The sequence below is a fragment of the Streptomyces regalis genome, from assembly GCF_001509475.1.
GTDB classification, from domain to species: domain Bacteria; phylum Actinomycetota; class Actinomycetes; order Streptomycetales; family Streptomycetaceae; genus Streptomyces; species Streptomyces regalis.
In genome coordinates, this window is the sequence record NZ_LLZG01000006.1 from 18,957 (window position 1) to 43,041 (window position 24,085).

Genomic DNA, 24,085 nt, shown 5'->3' on the forward strand with positions numbered 1-24,085 from the left:
GCCGCACGCCTACCGCTTGACAGCCCTCAGCACCACGAACTTCGGGTCACCGGCGACGAGTTGACTGTTGCCGAACATCCGCCGCAGCTTCACGTGGTAGCCGAGGTGCCGGTTGCCGATCACCCACAGCTCACCGCCCGGCCTGAGCGCGCGCCGCGCCCCCGTGAACATCCGCCAGGCCGTCGCGTCGGTCGTCGCCTGGTGGGAGTGGAACGGCGGATTGTTGAGCACGAGGTCGACACTCCCGGCCGGCACGCCCGCCAGCCCGTCCCCGACCCGGAACTCGGCGTGCCCCTGCACCCCGTTCGCCCGGTACGTCGCCTCCGCCGAGGCCACGGCCTGGAACGACTCGTCCACGAACAACACCTCGGCCTCCGGGTTCGCCAGCGCCACCGCCGTACCGACCACGCCGTTGCCGCACCCGAGATCCACCACCCGCTGGGCGCCCTTCCCCTGGGGAAGGTGACCCAGAAAGAACCGCGTACCGATGTCGAGCCGGTCGGCACAGAAGACGCCGGCGTGATTGACGACCGTGCGCCCCGAGACCGCGCCGATGCCGTCGGGGAGCGTGTAGGTGTACGGCCACGGGTTGGCGGGTCGTGCCTGCGACGGCTGAGGCGTGCAGAAGATCAGCCGGGCCTTCTTCTCGGCGAGCGAGGTGCGGGTCGGGCCGAGGATCCGCTCGAACAGCCGGAGCGTCGAGGTGTGGATCTCCGTCACCATCCCGGCGCCGATCACCACCGTGCCCTCGTGCACCGCGGGCGCCAGCCGCAGCAGCTGGTCCTCCAGCAGCGCCAGGCTCTTCGGCACCCGCACGAGAAGGACGTCGATACGGCCCGGCGGCGGGTCCTGCGTGGTGAGCAGCCGGACGGAGCCGGGCTCGACGTCGTGCCGGGCGAGGTTGGCCCGCGTCGCCTCCTGGGTGAGGCAGGAGTCCGTGATCTGCACGGGCTGGTGCGCCGCGAGCGCCGTGACCAGGGCGCCCCAGCGATCACCGACCACCACGACCGTGCCGGACAGCGGGGTCTGCTGCTCCGCCAGATGCCTGAGGAGGTACTCGTCGGAGGCGTCCCAGGCGCGCAGCCTGTCACGCGGGTCCTCGGGGAAACGGGTCAGCGCGAGCTCGCCCCAGGGCGTCGTCATACGGTCGTTCATCGGGTCGCTCATTGTGCGTCAAGGCTAGCCGAGCCGCAGCTCACGGCCGGTGGGGGAGGATGGAAGGCATGGACACCGAGCTGTTCCCCCGGGAACGTACGGAGGTCGCGCCGGGCGCGGTGCACGTGCCCGACTGGCTGGATCCGGACCGCCAGCGCGAGCTGCTGGAGGCCTGTCGCGAGTGGGCCCGCCCACCGGCCGGCCTGCGCACGGTCCGCACGCCCGGCGGCGGCACGATGACCGCCCGGCAGGTGTGCCTCGGCTGGCACTGGTACCCGTACGCCTACGCCCGCACGGTCGTCGACGGCGACGGCGCCCCGGTCAAACCGTTCCCCGAGTGGCTGGGCGAGCTGGGCCGCTGCGCGGTGCGGGACGCGCTGGGCGAGTCGGAGGAGGCGTATGCGGAGACGTCGTACGACATCGCGCTGATCAACTTCTACGACGCCGGCGCCCGCATGGGCATGCACCGCGACAGCGACGAGAAGTCGGACGCCCCGGTGGTGTCCCTGAGCCTCGGCGACACCTGCGCCTTCCGCTTCGGCAACACCGAGACCCGGACCCGGCCGTACACGGACGTCGAGCTGCGCAGCGGCGACCTGTTCGTGTTCGGCGGCCCGTCGCGGCTCGCCCACCACGGGGTGCCGAGGGTGCAGCCGGGCACCGCGCCGCCGGAGTTGGGGCTGACCGGGCGGCTGAACATCACGCTCAGGGTGAGCGGGCTGTAGGCCGCCACATCTGCGGATCATGGGAGACTCGCCCTCATGAGCGGCAAGGCGGACCCCCGGACGGCGGGGGAAGGGACCACCCCGAGGACGCGGTTGGACCGAGGGCGCGGTGCGCTCGGACCCGCATTGGAGCTCGTGCACACCGGGCGCGCCCCCACGCGTGCCGTCCTCACCGCCGAGCTCGGCGTGACCCGGGCCACGGCCGGCGCGGTCGCCGCCGAACTGGAGGCGCTCGGCCTGATCCGGGTCGACGCCCGGCCCGGCGCCGCGGCCGGTTCGCAGGGGCGGCCCTCGCACCGGCTGGCGGTCGCCGAGGACGGACCGGTCGTCCTCGCCGCCCAGGTGCACGCCGACGGCTTCCGGGCGGCGCTGGTCGGCCTCGGCGGCCGTATCGTCGCCACGGCACCCGGCTGCGAGACGGTGGACGCCGATCCGGCGAAGGTCCTCGGCTCGGTCGTCGAGGCGGGCGCCGACCTGCTGCGCACGACGGGCCGACGTTGCGTCGGCGCGGGCCTTGCCGTCCCCTCCGCGGTCGCGGAACCCGACGGTCTGGCGCTCAACCCCGTGCACCTGGCGTGGCCCGTGGGTGCGCCCGTGCGCCGTATCTTCACGGAGTGCGTGCGCGCGGCCGGGATCACCGGACCGGCCTTCGCCGCCAACGACGTCAACCTCGCCGCGCTGGCCGAGCACCGGCACGGCGCGGGCCGCGGTGCCCGTGACCTGCTGTGCGTGGCCACGGGGCACCGGGGCGTAGGCGGTGCGCTCGTGCTGGACGGCCGCCTGCACACCGGCAGTTCGGGCCTGGCCCTGGAGGTCGGCCACCTCACCGTGAACCCCGAGGGCAGACCCTGCCACTGCGGCAGCCGCGGCTGCCTCGACGTCGAGGCCGACCCGCTGGCCCTCCTCACGGCGGCCGGCCGCGAGCCGGGTCCCGAGGTCTCCCTGCTCCAGCAGGCCAAGGACCTGATCCGCACCCAGTACGCCGACCCCACGGTCCGCACGGCCACCGAGGCCCTCATCGACCGCCTGGGCCTGGGCCTCGCCGGCCTGGTCAACATCCTCAACCCGGACCGCATCATCCTCGGCGGCCTGCACCGCACCCTCCTCGACGCCGACCCCGACCGCCTGCGCGCGGTCGTCGCCGACCGCAGCCTGTGGGGCCAGAGCGGCGGCGTCCCGATCCTCGCCTGCAGCCTCGACCACAACAGCCTGGTCGGCGCGGCCGAGTTGGCCTGGCAGCCGGTGCTGGACGATCCGCTGGGGGCGCTGACGTAGGGCTGCTTACCCCACACCCTCGCTCTGAGGAACCCAGGAACCGCTCGGCGCCGGCGCCGATCCCGCTGGTCACCTCCATGGACGAACCCGTGGCCCGCCTCCTCGTCACCGAGCTGCGCGGCCGCGGCCACGATGTCGTCACCCACGGCGCGCTGAGCCCCGGCGACGCCCCCCAGTGGGCCGCCTGCTCCGAGGCGGCCGCCCGTGAGGTCGCCGCCGGGACGGCCGACCAGGCGGTCGTGTGCTGCTGGACCGGCACGGGCGCGTCGATCGCCGCGAACAAGGTGCCGGGCGTACGGGCCGCCCTGTGCACGGACGCGTACACGGCGGACAGCGCTCGCCGCTGGAACGACGCCAATGTGCTCGCGCTCAGCCTGCGTCTGACGTCCTAGCCGTTGCTCAAGGAGATCCTCGACGCCTGGTTCGCGGCCGAGGCCAGCGCGGACGCAGAGGACCGGGAGAACGTGGCCCGCGTCGGCCGCCTGGACCTCAGGGAGCCATGAGGCTCCACAGGGCAGCCACCAGCGGCCGCCGCAGATCGGCCCGCCGGACGCACAGCCCGATCGGGAACGGCTCCGGCGGCGGATCGGCGGGGATGACCGAGAGCCGGTCGCGCACCGCACTGTGCTCCAGTACGAGACGCGGCACCACACCCGTGCCGCACCCCAGGGCGACCAGCGTCAACAGCCCTTCGTGGCCGTCGGGTTCGCAGGCCACCTCGGGTGTCGTGCCGCGGGTGCGGAACCAGCGGTCGGCGGCCTCGCGGACCAGCCCACGGTGAGGGAGGACGAACGGTCCGTCGAGGCCGGGGTCGGGACGGTCCCGCGCGGTGACCAGGACCAGTTCGGTGACGGCGACCGTCCGGCCGACCAGCGGCTCGGGCAGCCGCGCCGGGATCCCCGCGACGGCCACGTCCACCTCGCCCTCGTCCAGCCGGGCCAGCGCCGCCGCCGCGTCACCGGTGCGCAGATCGAGCCGCACCTGGGGGTGGGCGGTACGGAAGGGCGCCAGCAGGTCGGGCAGCAGCGCCTGACAGGCGGTGACCGTGGCGAACACGGCCAGGCGGCCGGTGAGTTCGGCCGGGTCGGGATGCTCCTCGCGGTAGGCGCGCCACAACTCCAGTGCCTGGAGGGCGTATTCACGGAAGCGGTGGCCCTCGGCCGTGAGCGACACCCCGCGCGGGCCACGGTCGAACAGCCGGTGCCCGAGATCGGCCTCCAGCCGCTGCACGGTCCGCGTCAGCGTCGCCGGGCTGACATGGCAGTCGAGGCTGGTCCGCCCGAAGTTCAGCGTCTGCGCCAGATGCAGGAAGAGACGCAGGTCCCGGTGATCGTCGCGCATGCCCTCTGACCTAGCTGTTTCAGTTTCCGCAACAGGGCGCTGCACAAATTGCGCTTGCTGCAACACTCGCCCGGAGCCTACAACTCGACCATGACCTCCACCACCTACACCTCCCGCGTCTTCTCCCTCGAAACGATGGACGTCCCCGGCGGCACGGAGACGATCCTGCGCGGCGGCCGGCACCTCTTCCCGCTACTGCCGCAGGCCTTCGCCGGCGTCCAGCACATCGGCGTGATCGGCTGGGGCCCGCAGGGCCGCGCCCAGGCCCGCAACCTGCGCGACTCCCTCGCCGGCACCGGCATCCGGGTGACCGTCGGACTGCGCCCCGGCTCCCACTCGGCCGCCGACGCGCGCGCCCACGGTTTCACCGAGGACAACGGCACGCTCGGCGACTGGCTCGCCGTCACCGCCGACAGCGACCTGGTGATCCTGCTGATCGCCGACGCCGCGCTCGCCGCCCACCACCGGGAGATCTTCGCGGCCCTCAAGCCCGGCGCCGTCATCGGCCTCTCGCACGGCTTCCTGCTCGGCCATCTGCGGGAAACGGGCGGTCAGTTCCCGCCGGGGCACGGGGTGATCGCCGTGTGCCCCAAGGGCATGGGCGACTCCGTGCGCAGGCTCTACGAGCAGGGCGCCGAGATCAACGGCGCCGGAATCAACAGCAGCTTCGCCGTGCACGCCGACCCGGACGGACGGGCCGTCGACCTCGCGCTCGGCTGGTCGGTGGCGCTGGGCTCGCCGTACACCTTTCGCACCACGCTCGACAGTGAGTACCTCTCCGACATCGTCGGCGAGCGCGCCATCCTGCTCGGAGCCGTCCACGGCATTGTCGAGAGCCTGTTCGCCCGCTACCGGCTCGCCGGGGAGGACGAGGTGACGGCGTACGAGCGTTCCTGCGAGAACGTCACCGGCCCGATCGCCCGGACGATCTCCCGCGCGGGACTGCGGGCCGTGCGGGAGGGCCTGGACTGCGACGGCCGGGCTGTCTTCGACCGGGCGTACACGGCGACGTACGGGCCCGCCCGGGAGATCGTCGCCGAGATCTACGACGAGGTCGCCGACGGCACCGAGCTGCGCAGTGTGATCCTGGCCGAACGGCGGCTCGGCGCACGCCCGATGAGCAGGATCGGCGGCTCACCGATGTGGGCCGTCGGCGACCGGGTGCACGCTCGGCGTGCCGAGCGCGAGCCGGCTGTCGACCCGTTCACCGCCGGGGTGTTCGTGGCCACGATGACGGCCCAGATCGACGAGTTCGCCGAGCGGGGCCACCCCTGGTCGGAGATCGTCAACGAGTCCGTCATCGAGGCCGTCGACTCCCTGCTGCCCTACATGCACGCCCGGGACGTCGCCCACATGGTCGACAACTGCTCCCGCACGGCCCGCCTCGGCGCCCGCCGCTGGGGCCCGCGCTTCCAGGCCGCGTACGAGCAGATCGCCTACCCGGCCGCCGAACACCCGGCGGACGCGGCCCTGTTGACGGCCTTCGACACCCACCCGGTGCACGAGGCCCTGGCCGCTGCGGCGAAGCTCCGGCCGACCGTGGACATCGCCGTGGCCTAGGACGACGGCCCGGTGGGGGTGGGGGAGTCGACGGCGGTGGGGGAATCGGCGTACTGCGCCACGCCCTCGCCGAACGACCAGTTGATCGGCTCGTTCTCGATCAGGTTGACGAACACGTTCCGCGGCTCGGTCCCCGCGTAGGCGTGGGCGAGTTCGGCGATCCGCCGGTACAGCGCCTGCTTCTGTGCGGGGGTCCGACCGGAGCGCAGGGTGATCGTGACGTACACGAGGCCGTCGTCCCGGTGGATGCCGAGATAGTCGCTGTCATAGCGCAGGGTGTTTCGGGTGTCGTCGTGCCCGACCAGTACCTGGAACCGGTCGTCGGGCGGGATCCCTATGGCCTCCACCAGGGCGTCGTGGACGGCACGGCCGAGGGCGTCCAGCCGCTCGGGGTCGGCTCCCAGGGCGTCGATGCGGACGAAGGGCATGTGTGGGTCTCCTTGCTTCGAACGTGAACACGGCCTCGCTGCAGGGCCCGCGGAAGGTGCTGTCAGCCCGGCAACCGGTCCCGCCCAGGCGCGGACATGTGCAGCACCTCGTACACGTCGCCGTCGGCCTTGGGCGTGTCGTTCTCCCAGAGGGAAAAGTGGATCAGCTGCCAACGGCTCGTGTCCACGGCGGACGCCGCGAGCACCGCGCCGTCCTCGCCGGCCAGCCGCCCGGTCTCCCGCGCTGCGTCCACCATGAAGTCGGTCGACAGCACCCCGTCCGGCACCTGTTGGCGCCACAGCACCGCAACCTGCGCGGGGGAGCCGGCGGCCCCGCCCTCCTCGTACGCCAGCCCGGACCACTGCCGGACCGACGGGCGACCGAAGTCGTCGACGATGCCCTGGAAAGGGCCTCCCCAGAGAAAGGCGTTCATGCCCGCGACGGTGTTCCACAGATAGAACGGCGCGTACTGGTTGACCGGCGATCCGTGCATGCCGCGCTCGCGCACCAAATACGCCTTGAAGCCCAGCCCCTGCCAGTCGTCGAGCAGGTGCCCCTTGCCGGCCACGCGACGGCGGATGATCCCCATGTCGTAGTCGGCGGGCAGGGTGAGCTCGTACTGCATCGCGTGCATCGGGCCGCCTTCCTAGTGGTCCTGGTGCGGTGAGAGAAGGGAGAGCAGGCCCCGCACGCCCACGTCGAAGGCGGCGGGCGAACCGGACGCGCGCGCGAGGACATAGCCGCCCTGGACGGTCGCCACGATCGTCGCCGCGATCGACTCGCCGTCGAGCCCGGGCGCGAACTGGCCCTGCTCCTTGCCCTCCTCGACAATCCCGGCGAGCCGTTCACGCAGCCAGTCGAGCGTCTCGTCGACCGGCGCCCGCAATTCGTCGCTGGCGATCACGTCCGGATCCATCGTCAGCCGCCCGACCGGACAGCCGCGCAGCACATCGCGCTCGCGCCGCAGATACGCCTCGATGCGCTCGTACGGCGTTCCCGGACCGTCGAGTACTCCCGCGGCGGTAGCCCGCATCTCCTCGGCGGTACGCCGGATCGCGGCCAGGGCCAAATCCGGCTTCCCCTTGAAGTGGTGGTACATGCTGCCCTGCCCGGCGCCCGCGCGCTCCAGGATGGCTTTGGGGCTGGTGCCCACATAGCCGCGCTCCCACAGCAGTTCCCGGGTGGACTCGATCAGCCGGTCCGAGGTGTCCGAGGTGCTCATGCCCTCACTGTACATACTAGTAGTTACAGAAGTCGAGACCCTCCGGAGCAGCGGAACCAGCGCCGCGTACTCCCCGCGAGGTACGCGCACTGCCGCTGGCCGTACGACGACCCGGACCCCTCTGGGGCGCGAGTCTCGAGGCATCACCGAACGAACCGTCCGAACCGACTCGGGAGATGACTCGAGATGCAGACCCTGGCTCACTTCGCAGACGGCGGGCCCGGCCCGTGGATCCTCTTCTTCCCGCTCATCTGGGCGGCCGTCGTGATCGGCGGCATCACGCTGCTGCGCCGCACGGTGTGGCGCGGACGCCGTGGCCCCTGGCGGCCGGCCCCCGACGACAACTCACCCATCACCGTGCTCGGCCACCGCTTCGCCTCCGGCGAGATCGACGAGGACGAGTACTGGCGCCGGCTGTCCGTCCTGGACGAGCAGTTCGGCCGTACGGGCAAGGGCGGTGCCGCATGACGACCACGACCGTCACCCGGACCGCCGCCCGCGTCGTCGACGCCGTGAAGGTGTACGGCACCGGCGACACCAGCGTGAGGGCCCTGGACGGGGTGAGCGTCGACTTTTCGGTCGGCCGCTTCACCGCGATCATGGGGCCCTCGGGCTCCGGCAAGTCCACCCTGATGCACTGCGCGGCCGGCCTCGACACGCTCACCTCGGGCACCGCCCACATCGGCGACACCGAGCTGAGCAGCCTCGACGACCGCCGCCTGACCCTGCTGCGGCGCGACCGCGTCGGCTTCGTCTTCCAGGCCTTCAACCTGGTGCCGACGCTGACCGTCGCGGAGAACATCAGGCTGCCGCTGGACCTGGCGGGCGGCAAGGGCGACCCGGAGTGGATCGACGCGCTGATCGACGTCGTCGGCCTGCGCGACCGGCTCCACCACCGCCCCTCCGAGCTCTCCGGCGGCCAGCAGCAACGCGTCGCCGTGGCCCGGGCCTTCGCCGGCCGACCGGACGTCGTCTTCGCCGACGAGCCGACCGGCAACCTCGACTCCCGTTCCGGCGAGGAGGTCCTCGGCCTCCTGGGCCGAACGGTGCGCCAGACGGCCCGCACGGTCGTCATGGTCACCCACGACCCCGTGGCCGCCGCCCACGCCGACGAGGTCGTGTTCCTCGCCGACGGACGCCTGGTCGACCGTATGGACTCCCCGACGGCCGACAAGGTCCTGGACCGCATGAAAGCCTTCGAGGTGCACTCATGACCGTCATGAACGCATCCGTCCGCCTGAGCGTGTCCTCCCTGCGCGCCCACAAGCGCCGCTTCGCCGGTACGTTCCTCGCGGTGTTCCTCGGCGTGGCGTTCCTCGCCGGAACCCTCGTCATGGGGGACACGCTGCGCGCCAGCTTCGACACGATGTTCGGTAACGCGACCAGCGGCACGGACGCCGTCGTCCGCAGCGCCGACGCCATCACCACACCCGGTGAGAGCGAGGGCGTGCGCGAACCGGTCGACACGGACCTGGTGAACACCATCGAGAAGGTCCCCGGCGTCGCGGCCGCCGCGCCCAGCATCCAGGGCGCCGGCCAGCTTGTCGGCAGGAACGGCGACCCGATCGGCGGCCAGGGCCCGCCCACCCTCGCCGGCAACTGGATCACCGACCCCGAGCTCAACGCGTACCGGCTCGCCGAGGGCCACGCCCCGCAGAAGTCCGGCGAGGTCGTCATCGACCGTGGCACCGCCGAGCGCGGCGACCTGAACATCGGCGACACGACGACCCTGCGCACGCCCGACCCGGTCGAGGTGACCATCGTCGGCCTCGCGACCTTCGGCGGCGAGGACGGCATGGCCCAGGTGACCTTCACCGGCATGACCCAGGCCGACGCCGAGAAGTACCTCACGGCCGGGCCCGGCGAGGCGGCGAGCATCCAGGTGCGCGCCGGTCCCGGCGTCAGCCAGCAGGAACTGGTCGACGCGCTGACTCCCGTACTGCCCAGGGGTGTCGAGGCCATCACCGGTCAGGAGTCGGCCCAGGAGAACACCGACATGATCTCCAGCCAGTTCCTGACCGTCTTCACCACTCTCCTGCTGGTCTTCTCCGGCGTCGCCCTGCTGGTCGCGACCTTCTCCATCCACAACACCTTCGCGATCGTCGTGGCCCAACGCACCCGCGAGAACGCCCTGTTGCGCGCCCTCGGCGCCTCGCGCCGCCAGGTCACCGCGTCGACCCTCGTCGAGGCGACCGCCGTGGCCGTCACCGCGTCGGTGGCCGGCCTCGCAGGCGGCATCGGCGTAGCAGCCGGCCTCCAGGCCCTGTTCCCGGCGATCGGATTCCCCTTCCCCGAGGGCGACTTGGCCATCAGCGCACTCTCCATGGCCCTGCCGCTCGCGGTCGGCATCGTGGTCTGCCTCGGCTCCGCACTGCTGCCCGCCGCACGCGCAGGGCGCACCGCACCGCTGGCCGCCCTGCGCGAAACGGCCGTCGACACTTCCGGTGCCTCCCGCCTCCGCGCCGTCACCGGCCTGGGCCTGCTGGCCCTCGCGATCGGTGTGACACTCAGCGGCGTCCTGTTTTCCCCGTCCCTCTGGCTGGCGGGCACCGGCGCCGTCCTGGCCCTGGCCGCCTTCGTGGTCCTCGGCCCGGTCGCCTCCACGACGGCCGTACGGATCCTCGGCGGCCCCCTCGACCGGCTGCGCGGCGTCACCGGCGGACTCGCCCGCCGCAACGCCCTGCGCAGCCCCAAGCGGACGGCCGCCACCGCGAGCGCCCTGATGATCGGTGTGGCCGTCGTCTCCCTCTTCACGGTGTTCGGTGCCTCCCTGAAGGCGACGATGGACCAGACCGTGTCCAGGTCCTTCGCGGGCGACGTGGCCGTCAGCACCCCGTCGTTCGGCGCGGGCGGCAGCGGCCTGAGCCCGCGCCTCGCCGACGAGGTCCAGCGGTTGCCCGAGGTGGACACGGCCGTCGGCCTCGGCCGCGGAGTCGCCGAAGTGGACGGCAAGGGCCGCGCGCTGACGGTCACCGACCCGGTTGCCCTGGAACGCACTTTCGACCTCGGCAACGTCCAGGGCTCCCTGCGCGACCTCGGTACCGACGGCATAGCCATCACCGAGAAGGAGGCCGACAAGCAGAACGTGACGACGGGCGACAGGACACAGCTCACCTTCACCGACGGCCAGAAGCAGACCTTCACGGTCCGCGCGGTCTACGGCCAGTCCGAACTCGCCGGCGACTATGTCATCACCCGCGACGCCTGGGCCCCGCACCGCACCCAGGACGCCGACACCGTCCTCGCCGTCTCTTTCAAGGACGGCGTCAGCACGGACGCGGGCAAGGCGGCGGTGGAAAAGGCCGCAGCCCAGTACGGCAACCTGGAAGTCCAGACCCGCGACGAGTACGCGCAGTCCTCGGCGGGCGGCATCGACATGATGCTCACACTCGTCTACGCGCTGCTCGCCCTCGCGGTGCTCATCGCACTCCTCGGCATCGCCAACACCCTCACCCTGGCGATCCACGAGCGCACCCGCGAACTCGGCCTGCTGAGGGCCGTGGGCCAGACCCGCTCCCAACTGCGCGCGATGGTCCGCTGGGAGTCGGTCCTGGTGGCCGCCTTCGGCACGGTCGGCGGCCTCGCCCTCGGCGCCTTCCTCGGCTGGGTCCTGGTCAAGGCCTCCGACGGCGCGAGCGACAGCGCCTTCGCCTTCGCGATGCCGCCCCTGCAACTCGCGGTGGTGGCGCTGGTCGGCCTCACGGCCGGAGCCCTGGCGGGCCTACGCCCGGCGCGCCGCGCGGCACGCCTGGACGTACTGCGGGCGATCGCAACTGAGTGACCCTCAAGGGACAGAGGTAGCCGCAGGGGCGCCTCAGCCGGTGTCGAGAGCACGATCGCCCTCTCGACACCGGCTGAGGCGCCCCGAAGGCGACCGAACCATTGAGCCGCTCAGCCGCTCAGCCGCTCAGCCGCTCAGCCGCTCAGCCGCTCAGCCGACAACGGCTGACCGGGCCGGAGCACGATCGGGCCTGCGCAGATCAACACGCGCCCCGACCTCCGCAAACCGCCGCGCAGGCTTCTCCACGGCCGCCCGCTGCGGCGGTCGCGCGACCCCGGCCCGTGCCGCAGCAACGGGCGTCGGAAGCGTGAACCACACGACCTTCCCGGCGTCCCCGTCCGGCCGCACGCCCCAGCTCTCGCTGACCGCGGCCACCATCGCCAGGCCGCGCCCGCAAGTGGCGAGAGTGTCGGCGTCCTCGACGACCGGCAGACGCGGGTCGTGGTCGCGCACCGAGACCGTCAGCCGGTCGAGCAGCAGCTCGATCTCGACGGTGCACGTCTTGTCCGGCTGGGCGTGCTGGTGGACGTTGGTCAGCAGCTCGGTCACACCGAGCGCGGCGCGGTCGATCAAGGGATCCAGATGCCAGTAGCGCAACTGCGCCGATACGATTCTGCGGACCTGGCCGATCCGCGACGGCAGGGCTTGGAGCTCCACCGTGCAGTGCCTGCTTGGGTACTTGATCACGGCTGCGACTCCCCGACTGAAGAGGTCCGGAAGAACACGGAGTACGGATCCAGCAGGGTGCTTGAAGGAAACGGTCGCCTGCTGTCATGGCCGGCGCGGGCTGGTTCGCAGCGTTATCGCCGGTAAACCCAGAGTGACGTGAGACCAGCGTGACGCAGGGGGTCCGGAACCGCAACTCGCGGTGACTCAGCCCTTACGCCCGGCAGCCTTCCGTACGGCCTCTATGAACCGGCGCGCCGCGGGGGGACCCGGCTCTCCCGGAGCGGGGTCGTGATCGCCCAAGGTCAGCGAGTAGCGCTTGCCGTTGATATCGGCCAGGGCACGGTCGTCCGGGGCGAACCAGGGCTTGGACGCCCGCACCGCCTGCACCGGCGCGCTGTCGATCTCGCTGCCGTAGCTGGTGAGCAACTGCAGCCTGCCGTCGCTGATCCGCACCTGCCCGGCCCGGGTCAGCGAGCGCAGCCGCTTCCCGATCCGCACGCCCGTGGCCCTGAACTCCGGCTCCGCCATGCCCCGCCCTCTCAGTGCGCTTCGGTGTGCCGGCTCGTCCTGTGTGGGTGTGGCCGGCCGTGGTCGTGATCCAGTGTGCCCCCCGCTCGGGATCGCCGTCCTGTCCGGTGCAGTCTGCCCGCGCATCGCGTCGAGCACCAGTACGCACGTCGCGCCTGACCGGGGCGCTCGGAGCACTCGCGTGAATGCGCCCCCACGGCCCCCGTGAGGCCAATGGCTCAGGGGTGCCTTTGAGGCTCTCAAAGATGTGTTTATGCAGGTGAGAAGCGTGCGGAAGGTGCTTATGATCGAGGCGACGGCCGCGCGAGTCGCCGTTGCCGCCCAGCACGAGGAGCACCGCCGTGAGCACCGTCCAGCAGACCCCGTCCGGCGTGACCCTCGACGTCGACCACAGCGACGCCGCCTACCGCGGCTGGCTGAAAGAAGCCGTACGCAAGGTCCAGGCCGACGCCAACCGCTCGGCCGACACGCACCTGCTGCGCTTCCCACTGCCGGAGCGGTGGGGTATCGACCTGTACCTCAAGGACGAGTCGACCCACCCGACCGGCAGCCTGAAGCACCGCCTCGCCCGCTCGCTCTTCCTCTACGGCCTCTGCAATGGCTGGATCCGGCCGGGCCGCCCCGTGATCGAGGCGTCCAGCGGCTCCACGGCCGTCTCCGAGGCGTACTTCGCGAAGCTGATCGGCGTGCCCTTCATCGCGGTCATGCCACGCACGACGAGCGCCGAGAAGTGCCGCCTGATCGAGTTCCACGGCGGCCAGTGCCACTTCGTGGACGACTCACGGAAGATGTACGAGGAGTCCGCCCGCCTCGCGGTGGAGACCGGCGGCCACTACATGGACCAGTTCACCTACGCCGAACGGGCCACGGACTGGCGCGGCAACAACAACATCGCCGAATCCATCTTCCGCCAGCTGGAGTTGGAGCGGTTCCCCGAACCCGCGTGGATCGTCGCCACGGCCGGCACCGGCGGCACCTCCGCGACCCTCGCCCGGTACGTCCACTACATGCAGCACGACACCCGCATCTGTGTCGCCGATCCGGAGAACTCGTGTTTCTTCGAGGGCTGGACCACCGGCGATCCGGACGTCACCTGCGGCCGCGGCTCCCGCATCGAGGGCATCGGCCGACCGCGCATGGAGCCGAGCTTCGTGCCCGGCGCCATCGACCGCATGATGAAGGTCCCGGACGCGGCGAGCGTCGCCGCCGTACGGGCCCTGGAGCAGGGCATCGGACGCAAGGCGGGCGGCTCGACGGGCACCGGCCTGTGGAGCGCGCTGAAGATCGTCGCGGAGATGGTGGCCGAGGGACGGAAGGGGAGCGTGGTGACACTGCTGTGCGACCCGGGGGACCGGTACCTCGACAAGTACTACTCGGACGCGTGGCTGGCCGAGCAGGGCCTGGACATCGCGCCGTACTCGGCGGCCATCGACCAGCTGCTGGCCACGGGCGTCTGGCCCGAGTGACCCGCGCGGACCAGGTGACCGGCGAAGCCTAGGGCCTGTCTGACAATTCCCGCCTGGCACGCACGCTCGCCGCGTTGCCGAACCGCCCACGTGGCTCCTCCCCCACGCGCGAACCGGCTTCGCTCGGCTCGCGCGGGGGCACCCCCATCGAGGGCGGCTCCGGCGCCTTGCGATCGCACGCTCCCCCACGCTCGAACAACCTCGCCGCGCGGGGGGACCCCCATGACGCCGCAGGGCCCGCCCTCCGGGCGGACGACGGGAATTGTCAGACAGGCCCTAGGACGCCGCGGACGCCAGCCGTCGGTCCAGGGTGGTCACCGCGTCCCGGAAGGCCCGGCCCAGACCGGCCCGCGCGAGGCCGAGGGCGAACCGGAAGGGCGCCGTGCCGTCCACCGCGAACGTCCACTGCACCCGCGTGCCCGTCCCCGCCGGGGCGAGCCGCCACTCCTCGACCATGGTCCGTGCCCCCGGCGCATTGGTGACGTCGACGCGGTAGGCGTACACCTCGGGGCTCTTCGCCACGAGGATCGTCTCCTCGAAACGCGTACCGCCCCTGAGCCGGACCTCGCGCCGGGCTCCGCCGTCGAGCGGCCGGGCCAGCGTCACCGCCGAGAACCAATGCGTCCAGCCCGGCACGTCCTCGGCCAGCGCGCGGTAGACCGTCTCCGGGGGAGCGGTGATCTCCCGCGCGAAGACGTGCCGTACGGGCGCGGTCCCGACGAAGTCGAGCCCCACCTCACGCAGCAGGTGAGCCATGGACGAAACCCCCTATGCCGACGCTGCACCGGGCAGCGCCACCATAGCTGGCGCCCCGTCAGATGTCTGCACCGCGGGATGTCGCCGACCTCAGAGGTCCGCGCCCTCGTCGGGCTCGCCCGCCACGACCAGCCGCCGCAGATGCTCCGCGATCTCCGAGCGCGCCCCGGTCTCGAGACCGGCGTCCGTGACCAGCGTGTCGACCTGCTCCAGCGCCGCGAACGAACTCAGCCCCACCACACCCCACTTGGTGTGGTCGGCGACCACCACGACCCGGCGCGCCGACTGCACCAGACGCCGGTTGGTCTCGGCCTCGGCGAGGTTCGGCGTGGACAGGCCGGCCTCGACCGATATCCCGTGCACACCGAGGAACAGCACATCGAAGTGGAGCGCCGCGATCGCCTGGTCGGCCACCGGGCCCACCAGCGAGTCGGACGGCGTGCGCACTCCGCCGGTCAGCACGACCGTGGCCGCGCCCTGCCGGGGGCCCGACGTGCGCTGCGCCGCGTGGAAGACGTCGGCCACCCGCACCGAGTTCGTGACCACCGTGAGGTCGGGTACGTCGACCAGCTGGTGCGCCAGCGCGTATGTCGTCGTACCACCCGACAGCGCGATCGCGGAGCCCGGCGCGACCAGCTCGGCCGCCGCCCGCGCGATGTCCTCCTTGGCCGTCAGCTCCAGACCCGACTTGGCCTCGAAGCCCGGCTCGTGCGTACTCGCCTCGACCACCGGGACCGCGCCGCCGTGCACCTTCTCCAGCACGCCCTGCCGGGCCAGCGCGTCGAGATCGCGCCGCACCGTCATGTCCGACACGCCGAGCTTTCGCGTCAGCTCGTTGACGCGCACCCCGCCTCGGCGCCGCACCTCGTCAAGGATCAGGGCGCGCCGCTGCTCCGCGAGGAGGTTCTGATTCTCGCTCACGTACGCTCCGGTCCTTTCGCCTCAAGCCGTCCGACACACCCCGCGCACCCACTCTGATGAGGACATTCTCACCCCTCCCGGCGCGCGGGACGTCCCATCCTCGCACGGGTGGGTACCGGTCGCGCCACTGGCTGCCTGGACGCGCGCATGCCACTTCCGCATCTCCCGTTCCCCTGTCCTTCACACGGATCGGGGAGATTCCGTGACGAGAGGTGTAAGGGACCCCCTCCGGGGAGATCCTTGTGCCCGCACAGACAGAAGCCGACGGCTCGTCACGGGGGAAGTGCGAACAGTGGAACATGCGCAAGAACGTGCCGCGAGAAGCGGAGCGGAGACGCCGACGAACGGTCCCGTTGCGGGGCCCGAGAGCGCCGGAACCGCCCTGGAACTCCTGGTCCACGGTGTCGGCGGCACCACACCGCAGGACATGCTCGACGATCCGCGGACCGTGCGGATCACCGGCGACGACACGGCCGCCGTCTTCCGGCGGGCCGAGGACGTCGACGCCGAGGACAGGCCGGACGACTACCGGGGCAAACCGGTCCCCGAGGCGTACGTCTGGTGCAACCTCACCTCGGGAAACAGCGCACGCGCCCTGTGGCTGCTGTTACTGCCGTTCATGGTGGTCAACCTCGCCCACTGGATGCGCCCCACCGCACACGACCGCGACCGTACGGTGCGCCTCTACGGCCTCCTCGTGCGGCTCGCGGGACTGACGCTGACGGTGCTGCTGGTCGCGGCCGCGTGCGAGGTCGCCCTGGACCTCGCGGCCTGGCAGTGCGCGGGCAAGCGCGCGTGCGCCAAGCAGCACAGCTGGCTGGGCTTCCTGTCGCCTGTCGTCTCGGACGACGGCTGGTGGAGCCGCCCCGGCCGCAGGCTCGCCCTCGCCGCCCTGGTGCCCGCCGCGCTGACCGGCCTGCTGTGGTACCTCTCCCGCCGCACCTGGAGCGCGTACGAGTCCCAGCAGCCGATGTCCCGCCAGGCCGAGCCCGACGAGGAGTCCGGCCCTACCTCCCTCGGCCGCCCCGGCTTCTGGTACGGCCGTCGCCTGGTCGCCCGGCTGCGCGCCGCGCACACCGCCGCGGGCCTGCTGACGGTCGCCGCGGCGGTCGGCTCGGCGGCGGCGCGCTTCGACCGCAGGCCCGGTGGACCCGCGCTCCTCGACACACTGGGGTGGCTGCTGGAAGCGGCGATCGTCGCCGGGGCGGTCGTCGTGGTGTGGGTGGTCTGCCGCCGAGGACGCAGCGAGAACCGCCTCGACCAGGAACTCGACGAGCATCTCGTACGACGCCTGCCGCTCGCCGCTCTCGTCCTGCTGGTGCTCGCCCTGGTGTACGCCGCGTGGGATCGCCCGGGCTGGCACTCGGAGGGCCGCCTCCCGGGCGACCCCACCTTCGGCGCCATCGCCTTCCTCCAGGGCCTGCTCGTGATCGTCCTCGCCGTCGTGGCGCACGTCCTCCACCGCACCGATCCCGACCCGCGCGCCGCGATGCGGGGCCTGGGCGGACCGGCCGTGGCGATGCTGGCCTGCGCGCTCGGCGGCGTGATGTCCGGTGGAGTGTCCCAGCGGGTCGCCGACTGGCTGGACGGCACGGGCACGTCCATCGCCGGCCCACCGGTCCTGCTGACCTGGCAGGCCTCCGTCATCCCGCCGCTGCTGGTCCTCCTGCTGCTGCTCTGCGGCTGGCTGGCATGGCGGGCCTGGCAGCTGCGCCGCACCGAGCTGGGCAGGGTGGAGCTCGACTACGCCGGGGAGCCCCAGGACACGGCACGCACCCGCCGTATCGCGAGCACGCGCGCGATGGCCACGCTCACCGACCGCGCGCCCCTCGTAGCCGCCGTCACCTCCACCGCGACCCTGCTCCTGGGTGCCGGAGCCCTGGTCGGAGCCCTCACGACCGAAAAGACACCGAGTGCAGCCGCCGACAGGGCGTACGCCTTCGTCCACGGCGCCGCCGAGACGGCGCAGGCGCTGGGCTCCTGGCTGATCGGCGTCGGCTTCATACTCTTCGTCACCTGGGGCAGGCGCGCCTACAAGGACGCCTCCGCACGGCGCACCATCGGCATCCTCTGGGACGTCGGCACCTTCTGGCCGCGCGCCGCGCACCCCTTCGCGCCGCCCTGCTACGCCGAGCGTGCGGTGCCCGACCTGACCTGGCGGATGGCCACCTGGACACGCGCCGAGGACGGCCGCCGCCTCGTCATCTCCGGGCACTCCCAGGGCAGCGTGCTCGCGGCCGCGGCGGCCTGGCAGCTGACACCCGCCGACCGCAAGCGGGTCGCGCTCCTGACCTACGGCTCCCCGCTGGAACGCCTCTACGGCCGCTGGTTCCCGGCCCACTTCGGCCCGGCCGCGCTCGCGTCCCTGCACGCCGAGGTCGACTGCTGGCGCAACCTGTACCGGGTCACCGACCCCATCGGCGGCCCGGTCCGCCTGCCCGGCGACTGCGGCCCCGCGGTGGACCACGAGGCCCTCAAGGACCCCCTGGCGTACGGCCGTACACTCGAACACCCCCTGCCCGCCCCCATCCTCGGCCACGGCGACTACCAGGCGGACCCGGCGTTCGCGGAGGAACGGGAGCGACTGCTGGCACGGCTGCGCCCGGGGGTGCCGGGGCAGCGGGCGGAGGGGGTGGTGGAGGGCTGAGCCGGTCGGGCCCGGAGAGTGGGGGAAGCGCGGCTGTGCGGGGGCGCGGCCGGATGTGGGCCGGCGCGGCGTGACCGCCGGCCTCAGGGCAGCTCCGGCAGGTCCTCCTCGTACAGCAGGGTCAGGTCGTCCGTGCTCGGCTCGTCGAGCTGGGCGACCCGGCCCGCGTGTCGTTCCACCATCGCCTCGAAGGTCTGGCGTGCCGTACGGCCGTTGCCGAACGCGGCGCCCTTGGGGATCGCCGTGAAGTACTTCAGCAGGGCCTCGGCGAGGCCGGGGCCGAGCCGGTACTCGTGCTCCTCGGCCTGCTGCTCCACGATCCGCAGCAACTCCTCGGGGCCGTAGTCGCTGAAGGTGATGGTCCGTGAGAAGCGGGACGCCACACCGGGGTTGACCGACAGGAAGCGCTCCATCTCAGCCGTGTAGCCCGCCACGATCACCACGACCGCGTCCCGGTGGTCCTCCATCAGCTTCACCAGCGTGTCGATGGCCTCCTTGCCGAAGTCCCGGCCCGAGTCCTCCGGCGACAGCGCATAGGCCTCGTCGATGAACAGCACACCGCCGCGCGCCTTGTCGAAGGCCTCCTGCGTGCGGATCGCCGTCGAGCCGATGTGCTCGCCGACCAGATCGACGCGGGACACCTCGACGAGGTGGCCCTTCTCCAGGACGCCGAGGGAGGCGAGGATCTCGCCGTAAAGGCGGGCGACCGTCGTCTTGCCGGTGCCGGGGGAGCCGGTGAAGACCAGGTGCCGCTTGACCGACGCGGCCTTGAGGCCCGCCTGCTGGCGGCGCCGGCCCACCTCGATCATGTCGGTGAGGGCGCGCACCTCGCGCTTGACGCTCTCCAGGCCCACCAGCGCGTCGAGTTCACCGAGGACGTCCTTGGAGGTCCGCGTCGGTGTCTCGGGCTGCGTGGCGGCGACGAGGGGCTCCTGCTCGGTGTTGCGCTGGCCGGGGATCGCGCCGAGGAGGCCGGGGGTCTGGCTCACTGTCTGTACGGCGGGTTCCGGTGCCGGGGTCGGCTGCCTGAGGCCCGCGCTCTCGTCGCTGGTGCAGTCCTCCACGTCGGGGCCCACCCCGGAGGCGGCGTCCGGGCCGCCGTCGGCGAACTCGTACCCGCCGCGCGCGCACCGCTCCGTACGGCACTTCTTCAGCGTCGTACGGCAGCCGTCGATCACATGGAAGCCGTAGCCGGCGCTGCCCCGCACCCGGCAGTTCAGGAAGGTGCCGCGACCGCCCGCCGAGACGTAGAACCCGGCCTCGGCCGGGGAGTCGACGGTGCAGCGCTCGATGGTGGGGTCGGCGCCCTTGGTGACGATCACGCCTGTCTGAGTGCCGTCCACGGTGCAGTTGTTGAGAGTGCCGCCGCTGCCGTGGTCCCGGAACCAGGCGCCCGTCGCCGCGTCCCGGATACGGCAGTCGTCGAGCTGGGCGGTGGCGCCGTCGCTCACCGACACGGCCGTGTTGCGCACCTGGGACAGGTCGCTGTCGACGACGTCCGCGCGCGAGCCGCGGTCGAGGACGAACAGGGCGTCCGGCACGTCGTGCACCCGGCAGGAGTCCAGCACCGCGGTGGCGCCGTCGCTGACCCACACCGCCGGGTAGTCGCCCGTGCTGTCGAAGATCTCGCACTGGTTGGCGTCCACGCGCGTGCCCGGATCCCACACCGACAGACCGTTGCGCCCGAACTGACGCACCGTCGTGCGGGTCAGGGTCAGCACGGAGCGGGAGCGCAGGTCGACCGCGTTCTCCGGGATGTCGTGGATACGGCAGTCGGCCAGGGTCAGCACAGCGTCCGTGTCGAGCGTGACGCCGTCGGCGGTGGTGCGGTGCACATCGCAGTCGGTGAGGTGGGCGGTGGCCCGGCCGGTGACCTGGACGCCGGAGCCCCGCACCTCGTAGATCTCGCAACCCACCGCTTCCAGCGCGGAGTTCTCACCCGTGGCCGTCAGCCCCGAGCCCGAGGCGTGGTGGATCCGGCAGCGCTCCAGACGGGGGTGCGCCCCGCCGCGCACGGCGATGCCTGCCTGGCCTGCCGCGACGACCTCGCACTCCTCGAACACCCCGCCCCCGCCGTCGAGTACGGCGATGCCGATGCCCGCGGGATTGTCCACGGTGCAGCGCCGCACGGTCGGCCGCGCACCACCGCGCACCTCGATCCCGGCCGCGGACCGCGTGACGACCCGGACGTCCGACAGCTCCGGTGCGCCCTCCTCGACGAGCAGCGCGGGCGCCGCCGCGTCCTGGCCCTCCACATGCAGGTCCTGGACCACCGCCGAGGCGCGCACCGTCAACGGCACGCCGTCCACGGGCGCGATACGCACCGAGCCCGGGGAACCCTCGGGGCCGCGCAGGGTCACCGCCCGCTGGACGACGAGGTTCTCCCGGTAGGTGCCGGGCGCGACGGTGAGGACGTCACCGTCGGCCGCGGCCTCCAGGGCAGCCGCGAGCGATGCGTACTCACCCGTGCGGCGCCGCCACCGCGATGTACCGGTGTGCGTCACCTGGACCGTGCCCTGTGCCATGGCGTTGATGTGCCCCCACCTCGAAGTACGCGGGTTTCGCTGCCGAAGAGTTCGGCCGGTCCACCGTAGCGTGCGCGCGGGCGGTGGGTTGACCAGAGCCGGAAGGCCGTCAACTGCCGGTGCCGGTCCGGCCCCAGTCCGGACCCGCCTTGTCCCACGCCTGGTCCCAACGCGCGTACCGGCGACGGACCATTCGCCAGACGACCAGCCGTCTGCTGCCCTCGACCAGGCCGGCGGCCAGCAGAGCCGCGCCGAACCCGGCGAGCACGGCGTGCGTCGCGGCCGTCGCGGAGTCCAGCGGGCGGGCGACGGTGCGGCCCTGCCGGTCCGTCCACATCGTGAAGCGGTCGCCGGGCCGGGGGGTGTCGAGGCTCGCCATGACCGAACCCTGGTGCACGCTGCCGTCCGGGGCGGTCCAGTCGGCCACGACCCTGGTCCGCATGTCCCGCCCGGTGGCGGCCTCGGGGTCCGCGTCCAGCGAAGAGCCTTCCACCTTGCGGACCACCGTCGCCGTCACCAGGTGCCGGGACGCGCGCTGTTCGCGGACGGACTTCTGCAGAGCGCCCTGGGCAGCGGCGCCGACCAGGCAGCCGACCAACGGCGTGACGACCAGGATCAGCAGCAGGGCCCCGAGGGCGACCCAGGCCTCGGCCAGATCGGTCGCACGGCGCAGCGGATTGTGCCGCCAGCGCCAGAGTCCGATGATCGCCCGCATCGTCCCGACACCCCCTTCCCGCTCCGTGATAACCCCTCACCGAGCCGTTCACGCGCGGGCCCCGCCGAAGAGAGAGTGAAATCACCTGCGTCCGGGGCCCCTCATGAACTTCTCACGAAAAGCCCAACGCGCGGGCACCCGGCCCCGGTTCCCGCCCATTGCCGCTCCGCGAGATCTTTCTCAGTCGAGGATCGTGACCGGATCGCCGACCCGGATCGTGCCGCGGGAAAGGGGCACCAGACTCTGGCCGAACACCAGATTGCCGTCCAGGCGGCGGTGTCGGCCGAGGGTGTGCAGGGGCTCCCTGCCGCGCTCGGCGGTGGCCTGGTCGGTGGTGGTCACCACGCACCGCCCGCACTTCTTGGGGACACGGAAGGTCACCTCGCCGATGGCGATGCGCGACCAGTCGTCCTCGGCCCAGGCAGCGGTGCCCGACACAACCACGTTCGGCCGGAAACGGTTCATGGGCAGGGGGCCCTCCTGCGCGTGATCACCCTGCGCGATGAGGGAGTTGAGAGCCTCGAGGGATGCTGTCGTGGTGAGCAGCAGTGGGTAGCCGTCGGCGAAGCTGACCGTCTCGCCCGGCAGGGCGTACTCCGGATCGACGGGCCGGCGCGTGCCGGGGTCGTCCATGAACGCGAGGCGCACATCGGCGCCGAGATAGGCGCTGCACCAGGCATGCGCGGCGTCGTCCTCGGCGAGGACCGCCTCGACCTTGTCGCGGAAGATCTCCACCGGCACCGTGCCGACCGTCCGCGGTGCGGGCACGGTCAGCGGGTCCGTACCGGGCGCGGACAACCGGACGCCGCCGCCGGGCAACAGCTCGGCGGCGGCCTGCGCGAGGCGCGGTTGCTGGCGCTGCGTAACGACCTTTCCCCCGTCGTCGATCAGCACCCAGCGTCGGTCACCGGCCAGCCCCCAGGGCTCCACGACGGCCTCCCGGGGCGCTGTGCCCCGGAACGCCTTGACCGGATGAACGTGAATCGACTGCAGCCGTGTGCGCCCCATGCGGCCATCGTGCCAGATGGCGGCGACAGCCGGGGGAACGGGTCAGTAGCCGCGGTACTGCTGGTTGTTGTACGGATCCTGGTAAGGAGCCGCCGCGGCGGGGCGGGGAGCCGCGGGGCGCATCGCCTCGTAGCCCATGCCGCCGGGCGCCACCGGTCGAGGCTGCTGGGCCTGCGGACCTGGATAGCCACGCGGCGCGGCCGCCTGCTGCGGAATGTACGCCGCGGGCGCCTGCTGTAGCGGAGCGGGCTGCTGCGCCTGCGGATAACCGTAGGAGGGCTGGGACGGGGCCGCCGGGAGGGCGGGCAGCGCGGACGGCAGCGCGGGCAGATGGCTGCCCGGCGTGTCGTACGCGGCGGGGACCCGGATCGGGGCGATCTGCGGGGTACCCCGCTCGGCCACGAGTGAGTCGTAGATCGGAGTGTCCGGGAAGGAGGCGGAGTAGTAGCCGCCGCCATAGGTGGAGCGGGGGGAGGTCATGGCGCATACGTTAAGCCCACGATGTGCTGGTTGGGGAGACCGATAAGAGGGTTGTTTTATGTGTCCGGGGTGACGCCGGATCCCCAATGCGAGCGAACTTGCCAAAAAGGGACGCAGATCGGCGCTCGGATCGTGTAAATGCCGAGTTCCGGGCGGGTTACCGGGGGTTGGCCTCCGGTGTTCTCGAGGCTCTCATGGGAGTGCGTTGTCACGGGGAATAGGTTGGCCCTGTAAAGAACTCAGTGAGCTGCCGGGACATGCCTGGCGCGGTGACCCGTGATGGGAGCGGACATGTCAATGTCGAAAGGATCGAATGCTCCGGTGCCGACGGCGGCACTGCGGGTCGAATTGGGCTGGCGCTCCGGACCGGGCGTGCCCGACGCGGACGCCTCGGCGCTGTTGCTGGTCGGCGGAAAAGTCCGCTCCGACGCCGACTTCGTCTTCTACAACCAGCCGGTGCACTCCTCCGGCGCCGTCCGGCACGAGGGCAAGCGGGACGCCGGCGGCCGGGTGACCGACAGTCTGCTCGTCGACCTCGCGCGCGTGGAGCCCGCGATCGAGACCGTCATCCTCGCCGCTTCCGCGGACGGCGGTGCGTTCGGCCAGGTTCCGGACCTCTACATCGAGGTCAAGGACGCAGCCCAGGGCACCGTCGTCGCGCGTTTCGACAGCACCGGTGCCACCGTCGAAACCGCTTTCGTACTCGGTGAGTTCTACCGCCGCCAAGGCACCTGGAAATTCCGTGCCGTCGGCCAGGGCTACAGCAGCGGCCTCGAGGGCCTCGCCACCGACTACGGCATCACGGTCGACGAACCCCAGCACGCGGCACCCGCTCCGGCCCCCGTGGCCCCGCCCCCGTCGACCACGCCGCCCCCCGTGGCC

At 72.1% G+C, this 24,085-nt stretch carries 22 protein-coding genes and 1 pseudogene; 10 read left to right on the forward strand and 13 right to left on the reverse strand.

All coding sequences use genetic code 11. The features are described 5' to 3' along the window. Positions 1 to 9 precede the first annotated feature (9 nt). Positions 10 to 1,143, reverse strand: a complete 1,134-nt coding sequence (locus tag ADL12_RS02555; protein ID WP_062698021.1) for a methyltransferase — start codon at positions 1,141 to 1,143, stop codon at positions 10 to 12. Positions 1,144 to 1,223: 80 nt separating this feature from the next. Between ADL12_RS02555 and ADL12_RS02560 the strand changes: the two genes are divergently transcribed. From ADL12_RS02560 to ADL12_RS02570, 3 genes and pseudogenes are all read left to right on the forward strand, one after another. Further along, positions 1,224 to 1,880, forward strand: coding sequence for an alpha-ketoglutarate-dependent dioxygenase AlkB family protein (locus tag ADL12_RS02560; protein WP_062697980.1), 657 nt, complete (start codon positions 1,224 to 1,226; stop codon positions 1,878 to 1,880). 36 nt (positions 1,881 to 1,916) lie between these two features. Next, complete coding sequence (locus ADL12_RS02565) at positions 1,917 to 3,155, forward strand: ROK family protein (RefSeq protein WP_079051801.1); 1,239 nt, start codon at positions 1,917 to 1,919, stop codon at positions 3,153 to 3,155. A gap of 77 nt (positions 3,156 to 3,232) precedes the next feature. Further along, a pseudogene (locus ADL12_RS02570) lies at positions 3,233 to 3,658 on the forward strand (RpiB/LacA/LacB family sugar-phosphate isomerase). On the opposite strand, the gene ilvY reads toward ADL12_RS02570, so the two are convergent. Further along, entirely contained in the window at positions 3,645 to 4,496 is an 852-nt protein-coding gene (ilvY, locus tag ADL12_RS02575) for an HTH-type transcriptional activator IlvY (protein ID WP_062697982.1), read from the reverse strand. The pseudogene ADL12_RS02570 and the gene ilvY overlap by 14 nt on opposite strands. 90 nt (positions 4,497 to 4,586) lie before the next feature. Between ilvY and ADL12_RS02580 the strand changes: the two genes are divergently transcribed. Continuing rightward, positions 4,587 to 6,056, forward strand: a complete 1,470-nt coding sequence (locus ADL12_RS02580; protein WP_062697984.1) for a ketol-acid reductoisomerase — start codon at positions 4,587 to 4,589, stop codon at positions 6,054 to 6,056. On the opposite strand, the gene ADL12_RS02585 is transcribed toward ADL12_RS02580, so the two are convergent. The 3 genes from ADL12_RS02585 to ADL12_RS02595 form a co-directional block, all read right to left on the reverse strand. Beyond that, on the reverse strand, positions 6,053 to 6,484 hold the full coding sequence (locus ADL12_RS02585) for a tautomerase family protein (RefSeq protein ID WP_062697986.1): 432 nt from the start codon (positions 6,482 to 6,484) through the stop codon (positions 6,053 to 6,055). The genes ADL12_RS02580 and ADL12_RS02585 overlap by 4 nt on opposite strands. 62 nt (positions 6,485 to 6,546) lie before the next feature. Continuing rightward, entirely contained in the window at positions 6,547 to 7,119 is a 573-nt protein-coding gene (locus ADL12_RS02590; protein WP_062697989.1) for a DUF4865 family protein, read from the reverse strand. 12 nt (positions 7,120 to 7,131) lie between these two features. Next, a complete protein-coding gene (locus tag ADL12_RS02595; protein ID WP_062697991.1) occupies positions 7,132 to 7,722 on the reverse strand; it encodes a TetR/AcrR family transcriptional regulator in 591 nt (196 codons plus the stop codon). 171 nt (positions 7,723 to 7,893) lie between these two features. On the opposite strand from ADL12_RS02595, the gene ADL12_RS02600 reads away from it, so the two are divergent. From ADL12_RS02600 to ADL12_RS02610, 3 genes are read left to right on the forward strand one after another with little or no spacing between them, the layout of a single operon-like run. Beyond that, a complete protein-coding gene (locus ADL12_RS02600; protein ID WP_062697993.1) occupies positions 7,894 to 8,175 on the forward strand; it encodes an SHOCT domain-containing protein in 282 nt (93 codons plus the stop codon). Next, on the forward strand, positions 8,172 to 8,921 hold the full coding sequence (locus ADL12_RS02605) for an ABC transporter ATP-binding protein (RefSeq protein ID WP_062697995.1): 750 nt from the start codon (positions 8,172 to 8,174) through the stop codon (positions 8,919 to 8,921). Before ADL12_RS02600 ends, ADL12_RS02605 begins: the two co-directional genes overlap by 4 nt. Positions 8,922 to 8,926: 5 nt before the next feature. Then, entirely contained in the window at positions 8,927 to 11,488 is a 2,562-nt protein-coding gene (locus ADL12_RS02610; RefSeq protein ID WP_062698025.1) for an ABC transporter permease, read from the forward strand. A gap of 150 nt (positions 11,489 to 11,638) precedes the next feature. On the opposite strand, the gene ADL12_RS02615 is transcribed toward ADL12_RS02610, so the two are convergent. Then, a complete protein-coding gene (locus ADL12_RS02615) occupies positions 11,639 to 12,175 on the reverse strand; it encodes an ATP-binding protein (protein WP_062697997.1) in 537 nt (178 codons plus the stop codon). A gap of 186 nt (positions 12,176 to 12,361) precedes the next feature. Next, positions 12,362 to 12,685, reverse strand: coding sequence for a hypothetical protein (locus tag ADL12_RS02620; protein ID WP_062697999.1), 324 nt, complete (start codon positions 12,683 to 12,685; stop codon positions 12,362 to 12,364). 341 nt (positions 12,686 to 13,026) lie between these two features. On the opposite strand from ADL12_RS02620, the gene cds1 reads away from it, so the two are divergent. Further along, positions 13,027 to 14,151 carry an L-cysteine desulfhydrase Cds1 gene (gene cds1, locus ADL12_RS02625; protein ID WP_062698001.1) on the forward strand — a complete coding sequence of 375 codons (1,125 nt, stop codon included), beginning with the start codon at positions 13,027 to 13,029 and terminating at the stop codon, positions 14,149 to 14,151. A 276-nt stretch (positions 14,152 to 14,427) separates the two neighbouring features. On the opposite strand, the gene ADL12_RS02630 is transcribed toward cds1, so the two are convergent. Together ADL12_RS02630 and ADL12_RS02635 are read right to left on the reverse strand one after the other, a co-directional pair. Then, the gene (locus tag ADL12_RS02630; RefSeq protein WP_062698003.1) at positions 14,428 to 14,907 is read right to left on the reverse strand and encodes an SRPBCC family protein; all 480 of its coding nucleotides are present in this window, start codon (positions 14,905 to 14,907) and stop codon (positions 14,428 to 14,430) included. A 90-nt stretch (positions 14,908 to 14,997) separates the two neighbouring features. After that, complete coding sequence (locus ADL12_RS02635) at positions 14,998 to 15,828, reverse strand: DeoR/GlpR family DNA-binding transcription regulator (RefSeq protein ID WP_062698005.1); 831 nt, start codon at positions 15,826 to 15,828, stop codon at positions 14,998 to 15,000. 292 nt (positions 15,829 to 16,120) lie between these two features. Here ADL12_RS02635 and ADL12_RS02640 point away from each other — a divergent pair, with 292 nt between their 5' ends. After that, positions 16,121 to 18,475 carry an alpha/beta hydrolase family protein gene (locus ADL12_RS02640; protein WP_062698007.1) on the forward strand — a complete coding sequence of 785 codons (2,355 nt, stop codon included), beginning with the start codon at positions 16,121 to 16,123 and terminating at the stop codon, positions 18,473 to 18,475. Between the two features lie 83 nt (positions 18,476 to 18,558). Here ADL12_RS02640 and ADL12_RS02645 read toward each other — a convergent pair whose 3' ends face one another. From ADL12_RS02645 to ADL12_RS02660, 4 genes are all read right to left on the reverse strand, one after another. Further along, positions 18,559 to 21,000: a right-handed parallel beta-helix repeat-containing protein gene (locus ADL12_RS02645; protein ID WP_062698009.1), complete on the reverse strand. Its 2,442-nt coding sequence runs from the start codon at positions 20,998 to 21,000 to the stop codon at positions 18,559 to 18,561. A 109-nt stretch (positions 21,001 to 21,109) separates the two neighbouring features. Continuing rightward, a complete protein-coding gene (locus ADL12_RS02650; RefSeq protein ID WP_062698011.1) occupies positions 21,110 to 21,715 on the reverse strand; it encodes an Rv1733c family protein in 606 nt (201 codons plus the stop codon). A 180-nt stretch (positions 21,716 to 21,895) separates the two neighbouring features. After that, complete coding sequence (locus tag ADL12_RS02655; RefSeq protein ID WP_062698013.1) at positions 21,896 to 22,723, reverse strand: MOSC domain-containing protein; 828 nt, start codon at positions 22,721 to 22,723, stop codon at positions 21,896 to 21,898. Between the two features lie 42 nt (positions 22,724 to 22,765). Next, positions 22,766 to 23,203 carry a DUF6643 family protein gene (locus ADL12_RS02660; RefSeq protein WP_062698015.1) on the reverse strand — a complete coding sequence of 146 codons (438 nt, stop codon included), beginning with the start codon at positions 23,201 to 23,203 and terminating at the stop codon, positions 22,766 to 22,768. Positions 23,204 to 23,500: 297 nt separating this feature from the next. On the opposite strand from ADL12_RS02660, the gene ADL12_RS02665 reads away from it, so the two are divergent. Further along, positions 23,501 to 24,085, forward strand: a 585-nt coding sequence (locus ADL12_RS02665) for a TerD family protein (RefSeq protein ID WP_208614455.1), incomplete at its 3' end; no start/stop codon positions are given.

Coding starts and splice junctions, on each gene's coding strand:
- ADL12_RS02645 (WP_062698009.1), bottom strand. CDS start 21,000: ATGGCACAGGGCACGGTCCAGGTGACGCACACCGGTACATCGCGGTGG.
- ADL12_RS02560 (WP_062697980.1), top strand. CDS start 1,224: ATGGACACCGAGCTGTTCCCCCGGGAACGTACGGAGGTCGCGCCGGGC.
- ADL12_RS02620 (WP_062697999.1), bottom strand. CDS start 12,685: ATGGCGGAGCCGGAGTTCAGGGCCACGGGCGTGCGGATCGGGAAGCGG.
- ADL12_RS02555 (WP_062698021.1), bottom strand. CDS start 1,143: ATGACGACGCCCTGGGGCGAGCTCGCGCTGACCCGTTTCCCCGAGGAC.
- ilvY (WP_062697982.1), bottom strand. CDS start 4,496: ATGCGCGACGATCACCGGGACCTGCGTCTCTTCCTGCATCTGGCGCAG.
- ADL12_RS02630 (WP_062698003.1), bottom strand. CDS start 14,907: ATGGCTCACCTGCTGCGTGAGGTGGGGCTCGACTTCGTCGGGACCGCG.
- ADL12_RS02565 (WP_079051801.1), top strand. CDS start 1,917: ATGAGCGGCAAGGCGGACCCCCGGACGGCGGGGGAAGGGACCACCCCG.
- ADL12_RS02655 (WP_062698013.1), bottom strand. CDS start 22,723: ATGGGGCGCACACGGCTGCAGTCGATTCACGTTCATCCGGTCAAGGCG.
- ADL12_RS02580 (WP_062697984.1), top strand. CDS start 4,587: ATGACCTCCACCACCTACACCTCCCGCGTCTTCTCCCTCGAAACGATG.
- ADL12_RS02600 (WP_062697993.1), top strand. CDS start 7,894: ATGCAGACCCTGGCTCACTTCGCAGACGGCGGGCCCGGCCCGTGGATC.
- ADL12_RS02660 (WP_062698015.1), bottom strand. CDS start 23,203: ATGACCTCCCCCCGCTCCACCTATGGCGGCGGCTACTACTCCGCCTCC.
- ADL12_RS02610 (WP_062698025.1), top strand. CDS start 8,927: ATGAACGCATCCGTCCGCCTGAGCGTGTCCTCCCTGCGCGCCCACAAG.
- ADL12_RS02585 (WP_062697986.1), bottom strand. CDS start 6,484: ATGCCCTTCGTCCGCATCGACGCCCTGGGAGCCGACCCCGAGCGGCTG.
- ADL12_RS02590 (WP_062697989.1), bottom strand. CDS start 7,119: ATGCACGCGATGCAGTACGAGCTCACCCTGCCCGCCGACTACGACATG.
- ADL12_RS02650 (WP_062698011.1), bottom strand. CDS start 21,715: ATGCGGGCGATCATCGGACTCTGGCGCTGGCGGCACAATCCGCTGCGC.
- ADL12_RS02605 (WP_062697995.1), top strand. CDS start 8,172: ATGACGACCACGACCGTCACCCGGACCGCCGCCCGCGTCGTCGACGCC.
- ADL12_RS02595 (WP_062697991.1), bottom strand. CDS start 7,722: ATGTACAGTGAGGGCATGAGCACCTCGGACACCTCGGACCGGCTGATC.